The organism is Rhodopirellula sp. P2, from assembly GCF_028768465.1.
In the GTDB taxonomy this organism is placed as follows: domain Bacteria; phylum Planctomycetota; class Planctomycetia; order Pirellulales; family Pirellulaceae; genus Rhodopirellula.
On the sequence record NZ_CP118225.1, the window covers coordinates 2,421,575 to 2,439,959 of the forward strand.

General features: G+C 57.8%; 18 protein-coding genes. 4 read left to right on the forward strand and 14 right to left on the reverse strand.

Annotation, left to right across the window (positions count from 1 at the left end):
* The first annotated feature begins 167 nt into the window (after positions 1-167).
* The gene (locus PSR62_RS08645) at positions 168-2,519 is read left to right on the forward strand and encodes a hypothetical protein (protein ID WP_274408191.1); all 2,352 of its coding nucleotides are present in this window, start codon (positions 168-170) and stop codon (positions 2,517-2,519) included.
* Positions 2,520-3,180: 661 nt separating this feature from the next.
* Here PSR62_RS08645 and PSR62_RS08650 read toward each other — a convergent pair.
* Both PSR62_RS08650 and PSR62_RS08655 read right to left on the reverse strand, forming a co-directional pair.
* Entirely contained in the window at positions 3,181-4,326 is a 1,146-nt protein-coding gene (locus PSR62_RS08650) for a cysteine desulfurase family protein (RefSeq protein ID WP_274407378.1), read from the reverse strand.
* Positions 4,327-4,465: 139 nt separating this feature from the next.
* On the reverse strand, positions 4,466-4,978 hold the full coding sequence (locus PSR62_RS08655; protein ID WP_274407379.1) for an SET domain-containing protein: 513 nt from the start codon (positions 4,976-4,978) through the stop codon (positions 4,466-4,468).
* Between the two features lie 252 nt (positions 4,979-5,230).
* Between PSR62_RS08655 and PSR62_RS08660 the strand changes: the two genes are divergently transcribed.
* On the forward strand, positions 5,231-6,001 hold the full coding sequence (locus PSR62_RS08660; RefSeq protein WP_274407380.1) for a hypothetical protein: 771 nt from the start codon (positions 5,231-5,233) through the stop codon (positions 5,999-6,001).
* A 60-nt stretch (positions 6,002-6,061) separates the two neighbouring features.
* On the opposite strand, the gene PSR62_RS08665 is transcribed toward PSR62_RS08660, so the two are convergent.
* The 5 genes from PSR62_RS08665 to PSR62_RS08685 all read right to left on the reverse strand — a co-directional run bounded on the left by PSR62_RS08665 (position 6,062) and on the right by PSR62_RS08685 (position 9,617).
* The gene (locus tag PSR62_RS08665; RefSeq protein WP_274407381.1) at positions 6,062-7,699 is read right to left on the reverse strand and encodes a flagellar M-ring protein FliF C-terminal domain-containing protein; all 1,638 of its coding nucleotides are present in this window, start codon (positions 7,697-7,699) and stop codon (positions 6,062-6,064) included.
* Positions 7,700-7,709: 10 nt separating this feature from the next.
* Entirely contained in the window at positions 7,710-8,096 is a 387-nt protein-coding gene (fliE, locus tag PSR62_RS08670) for a flagellar hook-basal body complex protein FliE (protein WP_274407382.1), read from the reverse strand.
* A 68-nt stretch (positions 8,097-8,164) separates the two neighbouring features.
* Positions 8,165-8,584, reverse strand: coding sequence for a flagellar basal body rod protein FlgC (gene flgC, locus PSR62_RS08675; protein WP_047815647.1), 420 nt, complete (start codon positions 8,582-8,584; stop codon positions 8,165-8,167).
* A gap of 47 nt (positions 8,585-8,631) precedes the next feature.
* Positions 8,632-9,192 (reverse strand): flagellar basal body rod protein FlgB, encoded by a 561-nt coding sequence (locus PSR62_RS08680; RefSeq protein ID WP_274407383.1) that lies wholly within the window; start codon positions 9,190-9,192, stop codon positions 8,632-8,634.
* A 2-nt stretch (positions 9,193-9,194) separates the two neighbouring features.
* Positions 9,195-9,617 (reverse strand): ATPase, encoded by a 423-nt coding sequence (locus PSR62_RS08685; RefSeq protein ID WP_274407384.1) that lies wholly within the window; start codon positions 9,615-9,617, stop codon positions 9,195-9,197.
* A 443-nt stretch (positions 9,618-10,060) separates the two neighbouring features.
* Between PSR62_RS08685 and PSR62_RS08690 the strand changes: the two genes are divergently transcribed.
* Complete coding sequence (locus PSR62_RS08690; RefSeq protein ID WP_274407385.1) at positions 10,061-11,059, forward strand: S26 family signal peptidase; 999 nt, start codon at positions 10,061-10,063, stop codon at positions 11,057-11,059.
* A 30-nt stretch (positions 11,060-11,089) separates the two neighbouring features.
* Here the strand turns inward: PSR62_RS08690 and lexA are convergent, their stop codons facing one another.
* Both lexA and PSR62_RS08700 read right to left on the reverse strand, forming a co-directional pair.
* Positions 11,090-11,692 (reverse strand): transcriptional repressor LexA, encoded by a 603-nt coding sequence (gene lexA / locus PSR62_RS08695; protein ID WP_047815651.1) that lies wholly within the window; start codon positions 11,690-11,692, stop codon positions 11,090-11,092.
* Between the two features lie 362 nt (positions 11,693-12,054).
* A complete protein-coding gene (locus tag PSR62_RS08700) occupies positions 12,055-12,828 on the reverse strand; it encodes an undecaprenyl-diphosphate phosphatase (protein ID WP_274407386.1) in 774 nt (257 codons plus the stop codon).
* 121 nt (positions 12,829-12,949) lie between these two features.
* On the opposite strand from PSR62_RS08700, the gene PSR62_RS08705 reads away from it, so the two are divergent.
* Positions 12,950-13,975, forward strand: coding sequence for a DUF368 domain-containing protein (locus PSR62_RS08705; protein WP_274407387.1), 1,026 nt, complete (start codon positions 12,950-12,952; stop codon positions 13,973-13,975).
* On the opposite strand, the gene rnpA is transcribed toward PSR62_RS08705, so the two are convergent.
* From rnpA to nadA, 5 genes are read right to left on the reverse strand one after another with little or no spacing between them, the layout of a single operon-like run.
* Entirely contained in the window at positions 13,958-14,368 is a 411-nt protein-coding gene (rnpA, locus tag PSR62_RS08710; RefSeq protein ID WP_274407388.1) for a ribonuclease P protein component, read from the reverse strand. The two genes, PSR62_RS08705 and rnpA, sit on opposite strands and share 18 nt — an antisense overlap.
* On the reverse strand, positions 14,368-15,684 hold the full coding sequence (locus PSR62_RS08715) for a dihydroorotase (protein ID WP_274407389.1): 1,317 nt from the start codon (positions 15,682-15,684) through the stop codon (positions 14,368-14,370). The genes rnpA and PSR62_RS08715 overlap by 1 nt, the downstream gene beginning before the upstream one ends.
* Positions 15,681-16,712, reverse strand: coding sequence for an aspartate carbamoyltransferase catalytic subunit (locus PSR62_RS08720; RefSeq protein WP_274407390.1), 1,032 nt, complete (start codon positions 16,710-16,712; stop codon positions 15,681-15,683). Before PSR62_RS08720 ends, PSR62_RS08715 begins: the two co-directional genes overlap by 4 nt.
* An 18-nt stretch (positions 16,713-16,730) precedes the next feature.
* Entirely contained in the window at positions 16,731-17,195 is a 465-nt protein-coding gene (locus PSR62_RS08725; RefSeq protein WP_274407391.1) for a DUF423 domain-containing protein, read from the reverse strand.
* Positions 17,192-18,370, reverse strand: coding sequence for a quinolinate synthase NadA (gene nadA, locus PSR62_RS08730; protein ID WP_274407392.1), 1,179 nt, complete (start codon positions 18,368-18,370; stop codon positions 17,192-17,194). The genes PSR62_RS08725 and nadA overlap by 4 nt, the downstream gene beginning before the upstream one ends.
* Between the last annotated feature and the right edge of the window lie 15 nt (positions 18,371-18,385).

Sequence of the window (18,385 nt, forward strand, 5' to 3'; positions counted from 1 at the left end):
GATTGATTGACCGCATTGTTGACACTGCTTACCTGGTACCTACATTTTGGGGTAGCGGGCATTGTTGCCCAGAGTACGCAGCCGTTAAAGCTTACCCGTGTTTCTTCTGTTGCCTCACAGGCTGTGAGCGTTTTTGGAGGTTTTTGATGAGATCGAACGTATTACGGATGGTTCTTGGACTCACAGCAGCAATGTTGCTCGCAGTGAATGTCTACGCAGGATGCGGAGATTGTGGTGGATGTGCTAGCGGCGGCGGATGCGTCTCCGATGGCGGTGGTGCCACAGTCATGGGCGGCGGCTATGCCGGCGCCAGCTACGGGAACGCGGGTGCTTGTGGCCCAACCGTTTCCTATCAAACGCAGACGGTAATGCGTTCTCAGTACGTGACTGAGACTCGGATGGTTCCATCCACCACGTACCAACGTCAAACGCAAACTCGCATGCGTAGCGTGACCAAGCAAGTTGCTCGCGTTGAAAGCCGCGAACAAGAGTACACGGTCAACGTGCCGCAAACTCAAACCCGTACGGAAACCTACGACGTTCAAGTCGCTGTTCCTTACACCGAAGAAGAAACCTACTCGGTTCAAGTTCCTGTCACGACTGAAGTCGAGCAGTCTTACCAAGTGTCGGTTCCTTACACCGAAAACATGGAACAGTCGTACCAAGTTTGCGTTCCCTACACCGAGCAGCTTGAGCAAAGCTACACGGTTCAGGTCCCTTACACCGAGACCAAGACGCAAACCTACACCGTCAACGTTCCTTACACCGAGCAACAAGAGCAAACCTACACGGTTCAAGTTCCTGTTCAGCAAACGCGTGAAGAAACCTACCAAGTGTCGGTTCCTTACACCGAAGAAGTGGAGCAAAGCTACACGGTTCAAGTTCCTGTCACGAGCACGCAAACCCAGACTTACCAAGTTTGCGTTCCTTACACCGAAACATTGACCCAGACCTACACGGTTCAGGTTCCTTACACCGAAACCCAGACGCAGACCTACACGGTCAACGTTCCTTACACGGAAACCGTTGAACAGCCTTACACGGTCAGCGTTCCAGTGACGGAGCAAGTTGCTCAGACCTACACGGTTAACGTTCCTTACACCGAAAACGTTGAGCAAACCTACACGGTTCGCGTTCCTGTTCAAGAAACCAAGACTGCTTTCCGTACCGTTACCAAATGCGTCCCCGTGACCAGCATGCGTACCGTGACGAAAGACTTGGGCAGCTACCAATGCCAAGCCGTCGTTTCCGGCGGTGCAGCCGCTTACGGTAGCGGTGCTGGCGTCTACGCAGCTGGTTCAGGTTGTGGTTCGTCGGCTTGTGGTGGCGGATGTGCAAGCAGCTGCGGCTCTTGCTCAGCTTGCACCAGCAGCTGCGGTGGCGGATGCGGTTCGTCGGCTTGTGCTGGCGGATGTGGCGTTGTCGGTGGCGGTGCTGCTTCAGCTGGATCGGCATGCGGACCAACCGTTTCGTATCGTCGCGTTTACGTTCCAAACTTGGTGACGGAAGAAGTTCCAACCACCTCGTACCAACGTCAAACACAACAGGTTCCTTACACCTACACGACGACTTCGTACACCACGCAAACTCAATCGCGTACGGTGCCTGTCACCAAGCTCCGTACCGAAACTCGTGAGCGTATGGTCAACGTGACCAAGTACCAAACTGAAACTCGCACTCGTACCGTTCAGGTTCAAAAGTGCCGTCAAGAACAACGTACTCGTGACTACACCGTCACCAAGTACCGCACCGAAACGAAAACTCGCGAAGTGCCTGTTCAAAAGACTCGCTTGGAAACTCGCACCCGCGAAATCCCTGTGACGACCATGAAGACCGAAACTCGTACTCGTACGGTTCCTGTCACCAAGACTCGTGTTGAATCCCGTACACGTACGGTTCCTTACACCACGATGACGACCGAAGAACGCAGCCGTACGATCACGGTTCAAAAGTGCCGTCAAGAAGAGCGTACTCGCGACTACACCGTCACGAACTATCGCACTGAAACTCGCACCAAGTCGATTCCAGTGACGAAGACTCGTTTGGAAACTCGCACTCGTTCGATTCCTGTGACCAAGACTCGCATGGAAACTCGCACCCGCATGGTTCCTCAAACGACCATGACCAGCGAAGAACGTACCCGTACGGTCAACAAGACCCGCATGGAAACTCAACAACGCACCCGCGAAGTTGCTTACACCGTGAACACTCCTGAAACTCGTACTCGTACTTACAACGTGACTGTCTATGACACTGTCACCGAAGAAGTGCCAGAAACCTACAGCGTTTGCGTTCCTGTGCAAACAATGAAGGAAGTTCAAGTTCAGGTTTGTCAACAAGTCCCAACGACTGTTCAAGTTCCTGTCTACAGCTCGTCGGCTGCTTACGGTGCTGGCGTTTCCGCCGGTGCTGGTTGCACGTCTTGCGGATCAGCTGCTGCTGCACCTGTTAGCTACGAAGCAGCTCCTGCTGCTCCCGTCATGCAAACCGGTGCTGGTTGCACCAACTGTGGTCAGTGATCGCTAGTCCATCGTTCACTGGAGGGTGACTCACCATTCAGTGGATTTTGAAAACACAAACGGCTCGCATTCAGTTTTGGATGCGAGCCGTTTTCGTTGCCGCGCTACGTCGTGGGCGTGGCTGCTGGTGATGTCCCAGGGCAGATCGTTTCGGCGGAGTTCCACCTGCCGCACCTCTCCCGAAACGAAGTTTTGGGGGGAGGTCGAACGACGCCGTTCAGGCGTACGAGAGGGAGGGGGCCCAGCATGGGAAGCGGCGCGCACTGCCCTCCCCCGGAAATCTCGCTGAACGCTCGCTTTCCGACCCCTCCCGTTTCGAGGTCGTGCCGTTTTTTGGTGCTGCGTTTTGGCGGGTTTCTGCAACAACCACCCATCACAACCCGACGCGTGAGCGAGGGACGCCCCAACTCCCACGACGGCCCCATCCGGGGCGACCGTTTGTTTTCCGGCAACGGTCTCTCGGGGCTTCCGCCCCGAGCTAAGCACGACGGCCCCATCCGGGGCGATACCCAGACGCCCGCCACCATTTATTTTTCGAACGTCCCAAGGGAGGGGGGTAATAAACGCTTGGCAACACGGTCCTTCAAAACTGCACGACCTCCTGCGCGGGCGGGGTTCGCAAGAGGTTGCAAGCACGGCACTTGAAAACGGCACGACCCCCTTAAGGGGACGGGTAGTCCGTGGCTTCCGCCAGCAGGTTCACGGCTCGGTCAATTTGTTCGCGGCTGGTCGTCCAGCCCACGGAGACGCGAATCGCCCGGCCGACCTCTTTTTCACTGCAGCCAATCGCTTGGAGCACACGGGTCATCTCGTCAGGCGGTGATTCTGACTGAGCCAAGCCCGCAACCAGATGGCGAGCAGCTTTTTGAATCCGTTTGGCTTCCGCCGGCATTTGAACGGTGACGGTGTTTGGCAAGCCGTCGACGTGCTCCGCCAGGACCTTCACTCGCTCACCCAGGTTGCTGCGCAGGCCATCGATCAGCCGCTGACGCAGTTCCGCGAGGGTCGGGTAGGCTTCGTCGACACATCGGCCTGCCATCGAAGCGGCGGAGCCAAAGCCGACAATGCCGGGGACGTTTTCACTGCCAGCTCGCAGTCCCATTTCGCGGCTCTCGCCGAATAAAATGGGTTTGAGTTCGAGGCCGCGGCGGACAAACAGGGCGCCAACGCCTTTGGGGCCATACATTTTGTGAGCGCTGAGTGCCAATGAGTCGACGCGAAGCTGCGTCACATCGACCGGAACCTTGCCAACCGCGGTGGTGGCATCGCAGTGAATTCGGATGCCCCGGTTGTGGCAGCGGTCCGCCAATTCACGAATGGGTTGCAGGGTGCCGAGCACATGGTTGGCCAATTGCAGGCAGACCATCTGGGTGGATTCGCGGAAACGTTTTTCAAATTCATCCGCACTGACCAGGCCTTGCGCGTCGCAGGGGACCAGTTCGACGTCCCAACCGAGACGCCCCAGTTGCAAGCCCGCCTGCATGACGGCATCGTGCTCAACGTTGCTGATCAACACGTGGGGAGGACCGTCGAGCGGATCCATGGTGTGGTCAAAATCTGCCGCACCGAGGATTCCGAGGTTGTTCGCTTCGGTTCCGCCGCTGGTGAACACCAATTCAAAGGGTTCGCAGCCGATCAGAAAGGCGACGGATTCGCGAGCCCCTTCGATCGCTTCGCTGACGGCCGAGGCATGAACATGCGATTGGGTCGGCAGCATGAAGTGTGTCGACCAATACGGCTGCATGGCCTCGATCACCGAGGGAGCCATCGGTGTGGTGCGATTGAAATCGAGGTAAATCAGTGACACGGCGGGAGAGTCAGAGGCGGCATAGCAAAGGAAGCGAATGCCAAGATTAACCCCTTTGCCGTGTGAATCCAGCCGCCATCATCGCAATTCCGATTGCGGGGCAGCTTTGCCGTGAGCCTCGGTTTGGCGATGCGCTGGATCAGCGAGGTTTTTTCTTGCGTCCTTTGGCCAGACGCTTCATCTTTTTGACTTCCTCTTCGGAGACAACCCAGCCGCGACAATTGCGGGCACCGCACTGACACTTGGGATTCCAGTCGAAGGCTTCCCAGGCATAGTCGAAGGTGATTTCGGTTTCGGCTTCGATGTTGCAGATCGCGACGACGCCCAGCGAGTAATTGGTCAGCTGCACCAATTCACAGTTGGGACTGCACGAGTGATTCATGAAGGCACCTGGTGTGCTGGGTTCGAGGTACCAGTCTTTGTCCAGGTCCATCACATATTCACTGCCCACGTAGTGCTTTTTGTGAATCAACTGTCCGGTGACTTCAAACACCAATTCGCCGGGTTGGAATTGGCGAGCCGCGTAGACGCCGAATCCACACCGTCCCGTCCCTTTGACTTCGATGTCGTCGTCGTAGTACGAGCGGTAGGAATAGTCCTTGTCAACGACAGCTTGGAGCTTCTTGCGGCGTTGTTTATCCAGTGCGGTCATTCGGTTTTTTGAAGAAAGATGAAGAGGAGACCATGGACGGATGTTACCAAGCTTTGCGAAACCGGAGCGGACCGTCAACGAGCAAACAAGCGAAATTTGCCGCCCGTTCTTGGGAGTGTCGATCCTAATCAGTTTGAAACGAATGTGAGGGCTGCGCGAGATCTAAAAAAACGTTCGACGTGCGACCGGGGGGAATGCCGATCTCAACGAAGCCAGCCGGTTTGATTGGTTTCCAGTTCCAAGGGATTTTCCATGTCACGTTCGCTCTTCACTTTCTTTTGTGTGATGACCATTTCTTTGGTCACCACCCATGCTCACGCGGACCTGGACTCCCTGTTGGGAGCTTGGACCCAGGAGGCTTCTGCGGATCATGCCGCAGGAGAATCGTTGGTGCTCAACAATGCCTCGGAACCATCGCTGCAAGTTCAGCACGTGCCCTCACCCGCGGAACTGTTTCCTTCGCAACCCGTTGCGACGGTGAATCCCTATGCGGTGACGCCCGGATCGATTGATTGCGGCGGCTGCGATTCAGCGGGGCCCTGCCAGAAACCTGCCTGCAAGACTTGTGGGCCAAAGTTCAAATGGGCCAAGCGACTTGGCGGCGGATGTGACTCCTGCGGCGAGTTGGTCGAACCCGGTTGCCAATCCTGCAAGTCGTGTGGACTGGGTGGCAAACTCAAAGGTTTGGGCAGCAAAGGCTGCAACACCTGCGGCGAGATTGTGGAAGGTTGTCAATCCGGATGCAACGTTGGACTGAGCGAGTGTCGTCCGCACCGTGCTCCCACGTTGCCACCGCCAAGCTCGATGCTGGAATACTTCCGCAGCCGACCTTCGTACTCAGGGATCTGGGCTGGGTACGCCGAAGAAACTCGCAACCGTTGTCGCAACAAGAGCCCTCACGTGTTGGGCACTTGCGATTGCTTGGGATGCCGAACCGGTGGCTGCCAAACGGGCAACTGTGCGACCGGAAGCTGCGGCCCTGTCTCACCAGCAGGCTGCGGTTGTGCCAGCTGTGGGCACTGAGTGTTGAGCAGGTGGGCAGGAATGATCGGGAACAACGATCGGAGCCGTTTGGGCGTTCGCTCAGGCTGCTTCGCCGACCCAACTGCGAATCACGTTGGCAGCAACTTCGGGATTGTCCTCCACCAAGGCGACCAGTTCGTCTTTGAGAGAGCCCCCGGTGATCTCCATCGCCTCGACCTTGTCCGCTTGTTCCTCCACCGTGATCGGAGGGGCTGGCAGTTCCAAGCCGAATCCTTCTTGGAAGTCGGTGGGGTCGGCATTGCCGCTGAGTGACTTCACGCTGCTGCGAGCGATCAAGAGTGCGGCGGCAGCCAAACCCAGCATGGCCAAGGTTTGCCATGAATCCGACAGCCAAGACAGAGCAATCGTGGCGGTGGCGGGCGCCTCCAAGGAGGGTTCGGGCAAATCGATGTAGTCCCAGACTTGGACCAACGGGAACCGGTCTTCGCCTGCCGCCACATCGGGTAGCAAGGCCGTGACGGCTTGTTGAATTTCGGTTTCGGTTTGTTCTTTGAGGGCGACCAGGTCTGCGGTTTCTAAAGGCTTGATCTCGTCCACGGTTTGGTCTGGGTTGGCTTCGAGCTGTTGCTTGGTCCACACTTTCTTGTAATAGCTTTGCGGCAAGCCAATCGAAACCTTGACGCGTTTGACAGGCAAGCCAGCCATCCGAGTCGTGGAGTACTCTTGTCCGGCAACCCGGTTGCTGGTTCGCTCGTCTTCTTTCGTTTTGGATGTTTGAGCGGTGGCGTCGAGTTTGACAGGTCGGTTGCTGCTCAAGGCATTCGTTTGGGCGCCGGGGACTCCACCGGGGGTGGGACGCGAAGATTCCGTTTCGCGTTTGCGAGAGGTTTCGTTGAGGGTCGTGGGTTGATCCGCGTAGCTCAAGCTTGCTTTTTCGGTGCTCATCGTCGGATCGATTTCGACGTGCGTTGCCACGTGGATCTTTCCGTAACCCATCAAGTGGTTGCGGATCTTCATTTCGAACCGCTCTTCTTCTTCGCGACGTTTTCGAGACAGCGGGTCGTCGTCATCGGCCAAGTCGAAGGACGAGGAGCCATTGGTGTCTGTGACCACGACATCATCAATGGACATACCAGCAAACGAGGCTTGGACCAGGTCCTTGATTTGCATCACGCGAGCTCGGGGCAGCGGTTGGATGCCTTCGGGTTCGATGGTCACGCTGGCGGATTGAGTCCGGGCACGTGAAAGTCCCATGCGTTCGCCTTGGTCATATTCCACTCTCGCTGTGCGGATGTCGTTGAACATCATGATGCTGCGAGCGATGTCGAGCAGTTTGGCGTTCAGTTCCCGCGCCACCCGTTGTTCATTCGATTCAAACGGACTGGCTTTCTCGATCGCGGCTTGGACGCTGGTTCTCAATGACAGCGGGAGCGAAGCGGAGCTTTCCAAGGCCTTCAAGAATTCACTGCGTGATTCGATTGGGATTTTGATCCGGCGACCTTCGCGGGTCCAGCCTCGCAGGTCCGCGTTTCCAAAGGCGACTTCGGCCGCATCCAAATCGCGTTCGCTGAAGCTGCGGCCGCCCAGCAAGTATTCGCTGGTGGGAGTCGAGCTGCCACGCACCAAGAACCCCATTGCCACGATGATTGCCGTCAGCAGCAGCCCCGCGATGATTCGCGAGGGGACGGGCATCGTGGAATAGATGCTTCGAAATTGATCGAGAGCGTTTTGAAGCATAGAAGGTTAGTCAGATCTGAACTTGTTGGATTTCTCGGTAGGCGTCCATCAGCTTGTTGCGGATTTGCATCAGCATGCGGAAGGCCAAATCCGCTTTTTGAACGGAGGTCAGGACTTCGGCTTCATTGACATCGCCGCCGGTCAACATGGAGTGAACCATGGAGTCGGCTTGGTTCTGCATGGAGTTGACGCCTTTGACTTGATTCATCAACAGGTTGCCCATCTCACCGAATGAAGAGTCGGTGGAGCTGGACGGCGTGGAGTTGGGGTCAAGCAGTGAAAAGGCTTGGTTGGATCCCTGTTGCTCGAGCCCTGCCGGCTTGGTCGCCTGCGACGACGTGCCGCTCTGCAACGCGCTGAACGTTGGCGGCGGACGGAAGGAAGCAACGGGACGCATGCGGGTTGGGACGAATCAATGAGGAGGGGGGAAGTGTGTCGCGAACGATCAGGGGGCGGCCATCCAGGTCAGGCCAAGATGGCGAGTCGTTGCCGGCTCATGCTCTTGCTGATTTCAATCACACCCACGTTGGCTTCGTAAGCGCGAGTGCTTTCCAGGGCGTCGACCATTTGGGTGGTGAGATCGATGTTGGGGTGAGCGACATAGCCTTCCCACTTGCCTTCGTCGATCGCCAAGGGGTGATCGGGTTGGTAGCGATACAGCGGTTCTGATTCGTCCAGCATGACTTCGGCGACCTTCACGCCAGCCGCCTCACCGGGGCTGGCCGTTTCGTCGGTTTGAAAGACGACTTGTCGGGCTTGGTAGGGATTGGGGTTTCCGTTCTCGTCGACCAGCGAGGACATGTTGGCGATGTTGCCCGAGATTGCATTGAGCCGCGTGCGTTGAGCAACCAACGCGGAGGTGCTGATGTCGAGTGCACTGATCATGGCGATCTCCAAACAATGAGGGGGACGAATCGAATGAGGAAGGCGTGTCAGGCACGTTCCGTGATCGCAGCACGCAGCAGTTCAAACTGGCTGCGAAGCGTGGTCACGGCGAGGTCGTGCAGGTGTTGGTTCTTGGATATTTCGGTGACTTGTTGTTCCAACGAAACGTCGCTGTTGTCGTGGTAGACGACTTGTTCCATCGCAGCTCGTGGGCCGCTGAATTGGTCGTCCCGAGTGACGGGTTCGGCGATTCGCGAAGGGCTGAGCGCTGAAAATGATTCGGGGCTCATCGCGTCGCTGGACGGGTCCGGCATGCCGACCGTGCCACCACGGATGTCAGTTCCAAATGGATTGTGGACCCAAGCTGGAACGTGTCCTTCGCTCAGGTCCGGTTGAGTGATGGAGGAGGCGGGCGATTGCTCCTTGCCTCGGTCGCGAATCGACTCGGCCAAGGCGGTTTGGAATTGTCCTTGATCCAGATCGCGACTGCGGTAATCGGGCGTGCTCAGGTTGGCAATGTTGCCAGCCAGCAGTTCGTGGCGTCGTTCGGTGAACGCCAGCGTCTGCTCGAGTGCACCGATGGTTGTCGAGGCGACTGGATTGAACATTTTCAAGCGGCCCGGCGTTTGGCGACTTGGTAGTGGGGGAATTTGACCGTCACCGCACCACCGCCCTGAGGGCAATCTTGCCAATTCAGCTCCGCCGACAAGGCCGCCGCGATCATTGGTAGCTTGCAGGCTCGTTGATCCACCGCAGCACCGCTGTCAGCGAGTTCGATCTCGATGCCGGTGTTGGTTTGGCAGCCGGTGATGGTGAGTTCGCCACCCTCGGGCATTTCGATCAGGGCTTGCCGAATCAAACTTTCCATCAGTTGGCAAAAAGACGCTTGGTCGGCGGGCAAACGCAGGGTTTCGTCCATGTCGACCTCCAAGCAAACTGGTGCTGGGTGGGCGACCAACATGGGCGATGCGAGCGTTTCCACCAAAATGGCTAAAGGTGGATCGTTGTCCTGGCCGATGAAATGATGTGACATGATAGGTTTCCGATGACGTTCATTTTTGGACGCGTCCGTGCGTTCCCGTTTGCTGTTAGCGTTCGGAAGGCGTTCGCTGCAAGATCAATCTGTTCCGGCACCCGGTTTTCATGTCCGTTTGTTCTCCATCCCAAGCTGCAGAAATCGCTTCGCGGATTTCTCGCCGTCGCCTGCTGGCAGGAGCGGGAGCAATTGGTGTGGCTGGGTGTGAAACCCGTCGTGAAACAACGACTGCGTTTCAGGTGGCCGGCCCGTCAATGGCTCCGACTGTTTGGGGGCCTTCCGTGGAGTTTCCCTGTGAGGCGTGCGCGATCCCTCTTCGCGTGGACGCGGAAATCTGGCGATCGATCCGTCAAAGATTGCTTCCGGCAGGGAGCCAGCATGGTTCCAAGCCTCGATGTTGGCACTGCGGGACTCCCGTGAGTGGTGAATCGATCGATTCATTGAGCGTCCTTGCGGCCGATGTGGTCACCGTTCGTCCAGCAACGGTTGCTCAACTTCAACACCGGTTGGATGCGGGGAAAAAGCCGGTGGTCGTGCTGGAGCACGAGGGGCAGACTCATCTCAAAAGAATTCTTGCCGGTCCCGGGCAACAGGTGACTTCCGATGACCGCGGGCGCTTGCTCGTTGATGGCAAACTCATCGAGGCATCTGATTTGCCTGATTTACCGATCGACATCGACCGGCGACGGACGGGCGAGATCGCCAGTCGCTGGAGTTGCTCCCATTCGCTGGCATGGCAACGTGATCCAGAAGGGAATGGGTTCCATGCAGCCGGGACGCCCGAACCAACGCCGGGTCTGGTTTGGTTGGTCTACGAACACCGCAATGTCTATCGTGGCGATGTGGTCAGCCGGGTGTTCGATGATTGCCCTGCGAACATGGGACTGGATCGACGACTCCACCCGGTCGATCAGGTTGGACTGACGGTTCACCTGCAGTTGCGGGCAGCGGGAAGCAGCGAGGAAAGCAACCATGCCGCCAGGGATTCAGCCAGCGGACAAATCCACGCCGTGGCTTGGACCGATCAGGGAGTGCGTGTTGTCTCGCAGCAGCTGCCAAGGAGATCGAATCAGCAGAGCGGGCTGATCGAGTTTGAACCGCAGGCGTTCAGAAAGGGGCGTCGGCTCGATCAGAGTGGGCTGAGTCTGACAAATGCTCCCGCTGTTTCTGCCACGTCGCCGGTGGCGATTGCATGGAGCACCGATTCGGTCGCCAGCGTGGGGGATTTGCGATTGTGGCGTCCGATTCAGTGGCGAATGGAAACCCTGTCGCGATGGTCCCTGCAGGCCGAGGAATGGTTTGTGGCGGGCGACAACGCGCCCGTTTCAGTCGACAGTCGACGTTGGGGGCCGATTCACACCGACCAAATCATTGGGATTTGTGACCCGATTGTTCGCGGGGAGACCCTCCGTCGCGACTCGAAAGCGCTGCTTGGTTGAGCAGCAGTCTGCTGAACTGCGGACGCCGGGCTACAGCGTGGTGCGGACGGTTGCGACTGCGACGCCCACCACCTTGGGGTTCACAACCGTGACGGGGGACAGGTCTCGATCGCCGTTGCGTAGTTCCACGTGCCCGTTGATCGGATGCCAATAACGAAGCGAAACATTCCCGGGAGTGGTCTCGATCGCGGCGAGCTGCCCCGGTTGGACGCTGTCCTGTTTGTTGATCACGATGTAATCACCATCATGGATCCCGCGACTGGCCAGCGAGTCGCCTGATATTTGAACAACAAATCGATCGCCGTCGGCAAGAATCTTGCCTAAATCAACCACATCGGTCGCGTTCATATCGATGTCAGTGGGCTGGCTTCGGACAATGCCTGCCATCGGCAAACCCGTGGGTGAACGAGCGTTTTCGCCCGTCAATTCGATGGCTCGTGACTTGTTGGCTTTCCTGGTGATCAATCCTTTGCGCTCAAGCGCGCGGAGGTGACACATGACACCATTGGGACTTCGGATGCCGAAATGTTCGCCGATTTCACGAACGGTGGGGCCATAACCGCGTTCTTGGATCAGGGAGCGAACAAGCTCGTAGACCTCTCTTTGTCTTTCGGTCAGTTGAACTTTGGCCATGGATTTCGCGGAGGGAGGTGGGGTGGGGGCAAAGGAGCGATCCCATCGCTCTGAAAGAAGCCTAGCATGCGAATCACTTTGATGACGTGCTTTTTCTGACCAGATTTCACATCGACGACGTTGCTGTTTCCTGTGCGGAATTGCGCGTGTTTGTCGAAGATTGGCATCAGGAACACGGTGAATCACCCTGTGGGGTGGTTCGTTCTCCCCAGTGGATCTTCCGGTGAGCGTGGGGGGAAGGGACACTGAGTGCCATAGCGACCGGCGGAGCATAGCTAAAACTGAACGACTTGTGTTGGTCGTCCATAGCAAAAATTAGCCTCGCAGGGGATGGTTGAGAGCCCCCCTGTTTCCCTGGCAAGCTATCGAAGATGGAGAGCGACCACCGCCAAACCTGCTGGGATGCACCAGTAGGCGAACCAGTGCAGGCGATCTTCCCGGCTCCAGCGAATCAGCCATTTCAGCGCGACGATGCCCACAGCGAAGGCCACGGCGGCTCCGATCAGAAGGGTTTCGATGGAGGCAGCACCGGAGGGTCCGTCGTCCAGGAGGTCTTTGATTGCCAGGACCGTTGCACCCAGAATCGCCGGGATAGCCAGAAGAAACGAAAACGTCACCGAGTCATCTCGATCGAGGCCCATCAACCGGCCGCCGAGGATCGTGGAACCGCTGCGGCTAATTCCTGGGAGGATCGCAAAGGCTTGGAAGCAGCCCACTAGAAACGCAGCACCGAATCCCAGGCGGTCATAGGTTCCTGATTGGGGCGTGAGCCTGCCCAGCACAATCAGCATGATTCCAGTCACGATCAACATTGCTCCGGCCAGAAGCGGGCTGCGAAGTATTTCGGGGAATTGCGTTTTGATCGTCAGTCCGATCACGACGGCCGGGAGCGTTCCGATCACCAACAATCCGATGACTCGGCGGTCTTTCTTCAGCAGAGCCCAGATTCGCTGCCAGAAAACGACCAGGATCGATCCCAGCGTTCCGGCGTGCAAGATGATCTCGAGAGTCACCGATTCACCGAGTTCCCCCAGCATCGATCCGAGGATCACCAAGTGCCCCGACGAGCTGATGGGGAGGAACTCGGCGATCCCTTGCACGACAGCCAAAATGATGACGCGAATGAGTTCCTGCACGATTCGAGGTCTCAACTAAAGTGTGTGGGGAGTGCGTCTGGACGGAAGATGTCCTAGGTTACTTTGTCGAGACGAATGTCGGCATCCGTCATTTCAAATCCAGTTCTTTTCCTCCGCCTGAATGACTCTTGTGAACGCATCCACCGGCTCGGACAGTTCTTCCGAAGGTATCAGTTTTGACGGTGAGCAAGCTCGGCGTCCTGATGGCATCGGCATGATGTTGCTGAACGTCTTTCGAGGGTTCTGCATGGGAGCCGCTGACACGGTGCCTGGGGTCAGTGGCGGGACGGTGGCATTGATTCTGGGGCATTACGACCGTTTGATCGCGGCGATCAGTCATGTGGACACGACCTCGCTTGGATTGCTTCGATCAGGGCAATGGGCGGGACTCGCCCGGCGAATGGACCTGCGGTTCTTGATCGCTCTGGGGATTGGGATCGTGGTCGGAATCGGCGCCTTGGCCGGACTGATGCATTGGTTGCTGCAACACCGAGTCAACGAAACCATGGCGGTGTTCTTTGGTCTGGTGCTGGCAAGTGTTTGGGTGGTCCGGCGCAACGTCACTCAGTGGACGCTTCCCCGATGCGTTCTGTTGGTGGTCGGTGTGCTGGTGGCGTTGGGGATCTCGCAGATACCTGCGACGACAGGTGACGCCAGTCATGTCTTTTTGTTCTTCAGTGCCTCGATCGCGATTTGTGCGATGATCCTGCCGGGGATCAGCGGCGCGTTCATTTTGTTGTTGCTGGGCGTTTACGAACCGGTGATCGGCATGATCAAAGGCGTTGTCAAAGGCCAGATCGACCTGGATATCTTGGGCCGGTTGGCCGTGTTCGCGGCCGGGTGCCTGTTTGGTTTGCTGGCGTTCAGTCGATTGCTGAATTACCTGCTCGAACACTTCCGAGACGCAACGATGGCGGTGTTGATCGGATTGATGATTGGTTCGGTTGGCCGACTGTGGCCGCTGCAACGGGTGACCCCGGAGACTGCTGAGCTGGAACTGAAGCACCAGGAGTTTGATTGGGTTTCGCCACTTCAATACGAAGGCAGTTTGGTGGTGTTGCTCGCGCTCGCCATCACTGCCGCCATCGTGGTGATGGCTGCCGATCACTTCACTCGGCGGATGCAGTCTTCATCGATCGCCACTTGAGGGTTGGCTGCGCCGCACCGCTCGACCGACGAGTTTGACAAATCCTTTGTCGATCAATTTCCAACTGGCTTGGACGTCTTTCTTGGGCCGGATGACGTAATCAAAACCGGTCGGAAGTTCCATCTGATGCAGTCGGTACGCTTCGCGTATCAGGCGTTTCCAGCGATTGCGAACGACCGCGTTGCCGGTCTTCTTGGGGATCGTCACCCCCAGGCGACATTGGGTTTTGGCGGCGTCCTCTGGTGACGTTTGATCGCGTGGCAACGCGAAGACGACCAAGCAATCGTTGGCGGCGACACCGCCACGTCGGAGTGCTTGGGTGAAGTCTCCGCTGCGGACGACCCGCGATGACTTGGGGAATCCCAGCGGGTGTTTTCCAAGCGTGCGCGACATCAGGAGACGGTGTTCGCAGCGGCGGGATTCAGTTCGAATTTCAAACGTCCACCGACAAGCGTGTGAGTGACTCGGGCGGCAAGCGTGCGTCCGGTCATGGGGCTCGAATGACATCGTGACCGAAAGTGCTTGGCCTCGACCGCCCAAGCCTGGTTGGGATCGATCACAGTCACGTCTGCGTTGGCACCCACCGACAAAGTGCCACCGTCCACGCCCGCGATTTTGGCGGGTGAAGTCGAGAGGCATTCGATCGCTCGAGACCAACCCAGGATCTTGGTTTCCACCAAGTCGGTCGCGATGGCGGCGAGGGTGGTTTCCAAAGCCGACGCACCAAACGGAGCCAGATCCAGGTCGTTGGCTTTTTTTTCCTGAGCCCGTGGCATGTGCCCGGATTCAATGGCATCGATCACACCTTCCGCAACGGCATTGCGAAGTGCTTCGACATGCGATGGGCTTCGCATTGGCGGGTGAACTTTGTACCGCGAATCGTAGGACCGCAGCAGCTCATCACTGCCAAACAAGTTGTGGGGACAGACCGATGCGGAGATGTGGATGCCTCGGGATTTCACACGGCCAATCATGTCGATCGCACCCATCGTGCTGACCGGGCCCACATGCAATCGACCCTGGGTGGCTTCTGCCAAACGAACATCCCGGGCAACCGCCAGGTCTTCCGCTTCGGTTGGCAAACCCTTCAGTCCCAGGACCAATCCGATCCGGCCATCGTGCATCACCCCACCGTCAGCCAGTTCCGGGACTTCCGGCCGATCAAAGATGGGCAAGTCAAACATGCGGCAGTAGTCGAGTGCCCGTTTCAGCAAGGCGTCGTTGGGCATCGGTCGCGGCGTGTCACTGAAACCGGCCGCTCCGGCTGCTGCCAGGATTCCTAGTTCGGCCATCTGTTCGCCTTGCCGCCCTTTGCTCAGGCAAGCGATGGGCAGCACCCGAACCCCGTCGATGCGTTGGGCAATCTGGCGAACCAATTGCACGGACGCGGCGGAGTCCATCAACGGTTTGGTGCTGCTGCAGCACAGCACCGTTGTGTAACCGCCCGCCAAGGCAGCGTCGCTGCCCGTTTGAATGGTCTCGTCTTCTTCACTGCCTGGTTCACGCAGTTCGGTCGCCAGATCGACCAGGCCTGGAGCGACGATCTTGCCGCTGACGTCCAAGCGGCTCGCGTCGGGCGGCAAATCACCATCGGGCGTGTCGAGCGAATGAATTTTTCCCTCGTGCAGAACGAGGCGTGCAATCCGGTCCACACCATTGGCGGGATCGATCACTCGGCCGCCATCGAGAACCCAGGTGGAATCGTTCATGCGAGGGTCTCCGTGGAGGCGTCGGTGTTGTCTTTCGCGTTGGCGAGCAGCCACAGCGAGGCCATGCGGACCGCGATTCCGTTGGTGACTTGTTCGAGAATCACGGAATGCGGGCCGTCAGCGACTTCCGGCGTGATTTCAACGCCACGATTGATGGGGCCGGGAGCCATGATCAGGATGTCAGGTTTGGCGAGTCGCAGGCGTTGACCGTTCATGGCATACAACGCGGCGTATTCGTAGACGCTGGGGAACGGGCGTGCTTTTTGACGTTCGAATTGGATGCGAAGGAGGTTCAAGACATCGCAGCGGTGAACAATTTCATCGAGTCGGTGAGCGACTTCGAACCCAAGTTCTTCCCAGCGCGGGCTGACCAGGGTCGGTGGTCCACAGATGATGACGTGGGCCCCCAGCTTGCGGAGGCCCCACAGGTTGCTGCGTGCGGTGCGACTGTGGGCGATGTCGCCGACCAAAGCCACCGTCATGCCAGCGAACACTTTTTCAGGATCGGCGGCTTCGTTTTTCCAGTTCGATCCGATGCGGTGCTGCAGGATCGTCAGCATGTCCAGCAAACCCTGGGTGGGATGCTCGTGCGGTCCATCGCCAGCGTTGAGCACGCTGCATTTCAATTCTCGGGCCAGCAAGTGAGGCGTTCCCGGCGTGGAGTGACGGGTCACGACCCAGTCGACACCCATCGCTTCGATCGTCTTGGCCGTGTCGACGAACGTTTCGCCTTTGGCGACGCTGCTGCCACTGCTGCTGAATTCAACGGTGTCAGCACCCAAGCGTTTGGCGGCCAGCGAAAAACTGTTTCGCGTCCGCGTGCTGTTTTCGAAGAACAAATTGGCACAGGTTTTCCCGGTCAGCAGCGGGACTTTGCGGCGACAACCTTCGGTCATCGCCTTCAGCTCGTCCGCGGTGCGTAAGATCGCGAGGATCTCAGCGGCGGAAAGCCGTTCCAAATCCAATAGGTGACGATGCCGCCAAACGGCCGGGAATGACAATTGATCGGGTGAGAGCGATGCGTCCATGGTCGGGAGTTTAAAGCATCATTGACTTTTCGACGAGTCACGACAGCCCACAAACATCAACCAACCCACCATCCAGCAAACGCCGCCGATTGGCGTGATCGCCCCCAGCACGGGCGTGTTGGTCAAAACCAGCAGGTACAAACTGCCGGAAAAGAAAATCAATCCCGCCACCATCAAAGCACGAATCGTTCGCAGCCACTTGGTGGACCGCAGCGGAGCCACCGCCAAGGCCAACAAAACAATGGCGTGAGCCAAGTGGTAACGGGCTCCCGTGTCGAATTGCGCGACCCGGCGAGCAATCGTTTCGGGATCCATTCCGGATTGCTCAAGAAAGTTGGGCAACCCGTGAGCCCCAAAGGCTCCGATCCCGACGGCGGATGCTCCGGCCAAACCAGCCAAAACCATGTTCCAACGCGAAGGAGCAACCGGATCGGTGTGCACTTCACTGGGGTTGGTTTTTGACGGTGAGTAGGGAGATGTCATTTCACCGCCAACATGCGTTCCAACGCGATCAAGCTCCACTTGGTGGTCTCTTCGTCCACGCGAATTTGGTTGACCAACCGGCCGTCACGCAAGTTTTCCAGGGTCCAACAGAGGTGTGTCAGATCGATCCGGTACATCGTCGCGCACATGCAAACGACGGGACTCAAAAAGTGGATCTCTTGTTCGGGGTGCTCGTCCTTCAGGCGGTTGACCAAGTGCAGTTCGGTCCCGATCGCCCACTTCGTTCCCGGGGGGGCATTCTGGACCGTTTGAATGATCTTGCCCGTGCTGCCACTGACATCGGCGATGTCGTTGACCTCGCGGGGGCATTCGGGGTGCACGAGGATCTGGATGCCCTCGTGCTCTTTGCGAAAACGAGCCACGTGCTCGGCGCGAAACATTTGGTGGACGCTGCAGTGACCCTTCCAAAGGATCACGCGACTGGCTTCGATTTGTTCGTCGGTGTTGCCACCCATCTCCAACGCGTAGGGATCCCAGACCGGCATTTGCTCTTCCGTGATTCCCATCGTCAGCGCGGTGTTGCGGCCGAGGTGTTGATCGGGAAAGAAGAAGACTCGCTGGCCGCGTTCAAACGCCCATTCCAAAACCGCTTTCGCGTTGCTGCTGGTGCAGACAATTCCACCATGACGACCGCAGAACGCTTTCAAGCTGGCGGCGCTGTTGATGTAGGTGACCGGGATGACTTGTTCGGTGTCAATCACTTCGGACATGTCCGCCCAAGCCGCTTCGACCTGAGCGATCGCGGCCATGTCGGCCATCGAGCATCCCGCCGCCATGTCAGGCAGCAGCACGTCGACTCGGCGACCATCGCGGGCTTCGATTCGGTCCGGACGGTTGGCCAGAATGTCAGCCGTTTCTGCCATGAAGTGAACGCCGCAGAACACGATGGTTCGGCACGCTTGGCTCTTGGCCGCCATCTCGGACAACTGGTAGCTGTCGCCTCGCAAGTCGGTGTGCTCGATCACCTCGTCCTGCTGATAGTGGTGGCCCAAAATCAGCAGTTCTTCCCCGAGTTCTTTCCGCACCGCTTCAATTCGTTGCTGAAGAACCTCGTTTTCCAGCGATCGGTACGGTTTCAAAGGATGCAGCGCATCCATTTCATCGTTTCCGCTGGTGGGTTGTTTGGGAGGCGTGGTGGTTGGCAAATCGACCATGGGGATTTCAATCAA

Coding starts and splice junctions, on each gene's coding strand:
- flgC (WP_047815647.1), bottom strand. CDS start 8,584: ATGATCAGTGCACTCGACATCAGCACCTCCGCGTTGGTTGCTCAACGC.
- PSR62_RS08665 (WP_274407381.1), bottom strand. CDS start 7,699: ATGCTTCAAAACGCTCTCGATCAATTTCGAAGCATCTATTCCACGATG.
- PSR62_RS08685 (WP_274407384.1), bottom strand. CDS start 9,617: ATGTCACATCATTTCATCGGCCAGGACAACGATCCACCTTTAGCCATT.
- PSR62_RS08715 (WP_274407389.1), bottom strand. CDS start 15,684: ATGAACGATTCCACCTGGGTTCTCGATGGCGGCCGAGTGATCGATCCC.
- PSR62_RS08680 (WP_274407383.1), bottom strand. CDS start 9,192: ATGTTCAATCCAGTCGCCTCGACAACCATCGGTGCACTCGAGCAGACG.
- PSR62_RS08705 (WP_274407387.1), top strand. CDS start 12,950: ATGACTCTTGTGAACGCATCCACCGGCTCGGACAGTTCTTCCGAAGGT.
- nadA (WP_274407392.1), bottom strand. CDS start 18,370: ATGGTCGATTTGCCAACCACCACGCCTCCCAAACAACCCACCAGCGGA.
- fliE (WP_274407382.1), bottom strand. CDS start 8,096: ATGCGTCCCGTTGCTTCCTTCCGTCCGCCGCCAACGTTCAGCGCGTTG.
- PSR62_RS08645 (WP_274408191.1), top strand. CDS start 168: ATGGTTCTTGGACTCACAGCAGCAATGTTGCTCGCAGTGAATGTCTAC.
- PSR62_RS08720 (WP_274407390.1), bottom strand. CDS start 16,712: ATGGACGCATCGCTCTCACCCGATCAATTGTCATTCCCGGCCGTTTGG.
- PSR62_RS08655 (WP_274407379.1), bottom strand. CDS start 4,978: ATGACCGCACTGGATAAACAACGCCGCAAGAAGCTCCAAGCTGTCGTT.
- rnpA (WP_274407388.1), bottom strand. CDS start 14,368: ATGTCGCGCACGCTTGGAAAACACCCGCTGGGATTCCCCAAGTCATCG.
- PSR62_RS08725 (WP_274407391.1), bottom strand. CDS start 17,195: ATGACATCTCCCTACTCACCGTCAAAAACCAACCCCAGTGAAGTGCAC.
- PSR62_RS08660 (WP_274407380.1), top strand. CDS start 5,231: ATGTCACGTTCGCTCTTCACTTTCTTTTGTGTGATGACCATTTCTTTG.
- lexA (WP_047815651.1), bottom strand. CDS start 11,692: ATGGCCAAAGTTCAACTGACCGAAAGACAAAGAGAGGTCTACGAGCTT.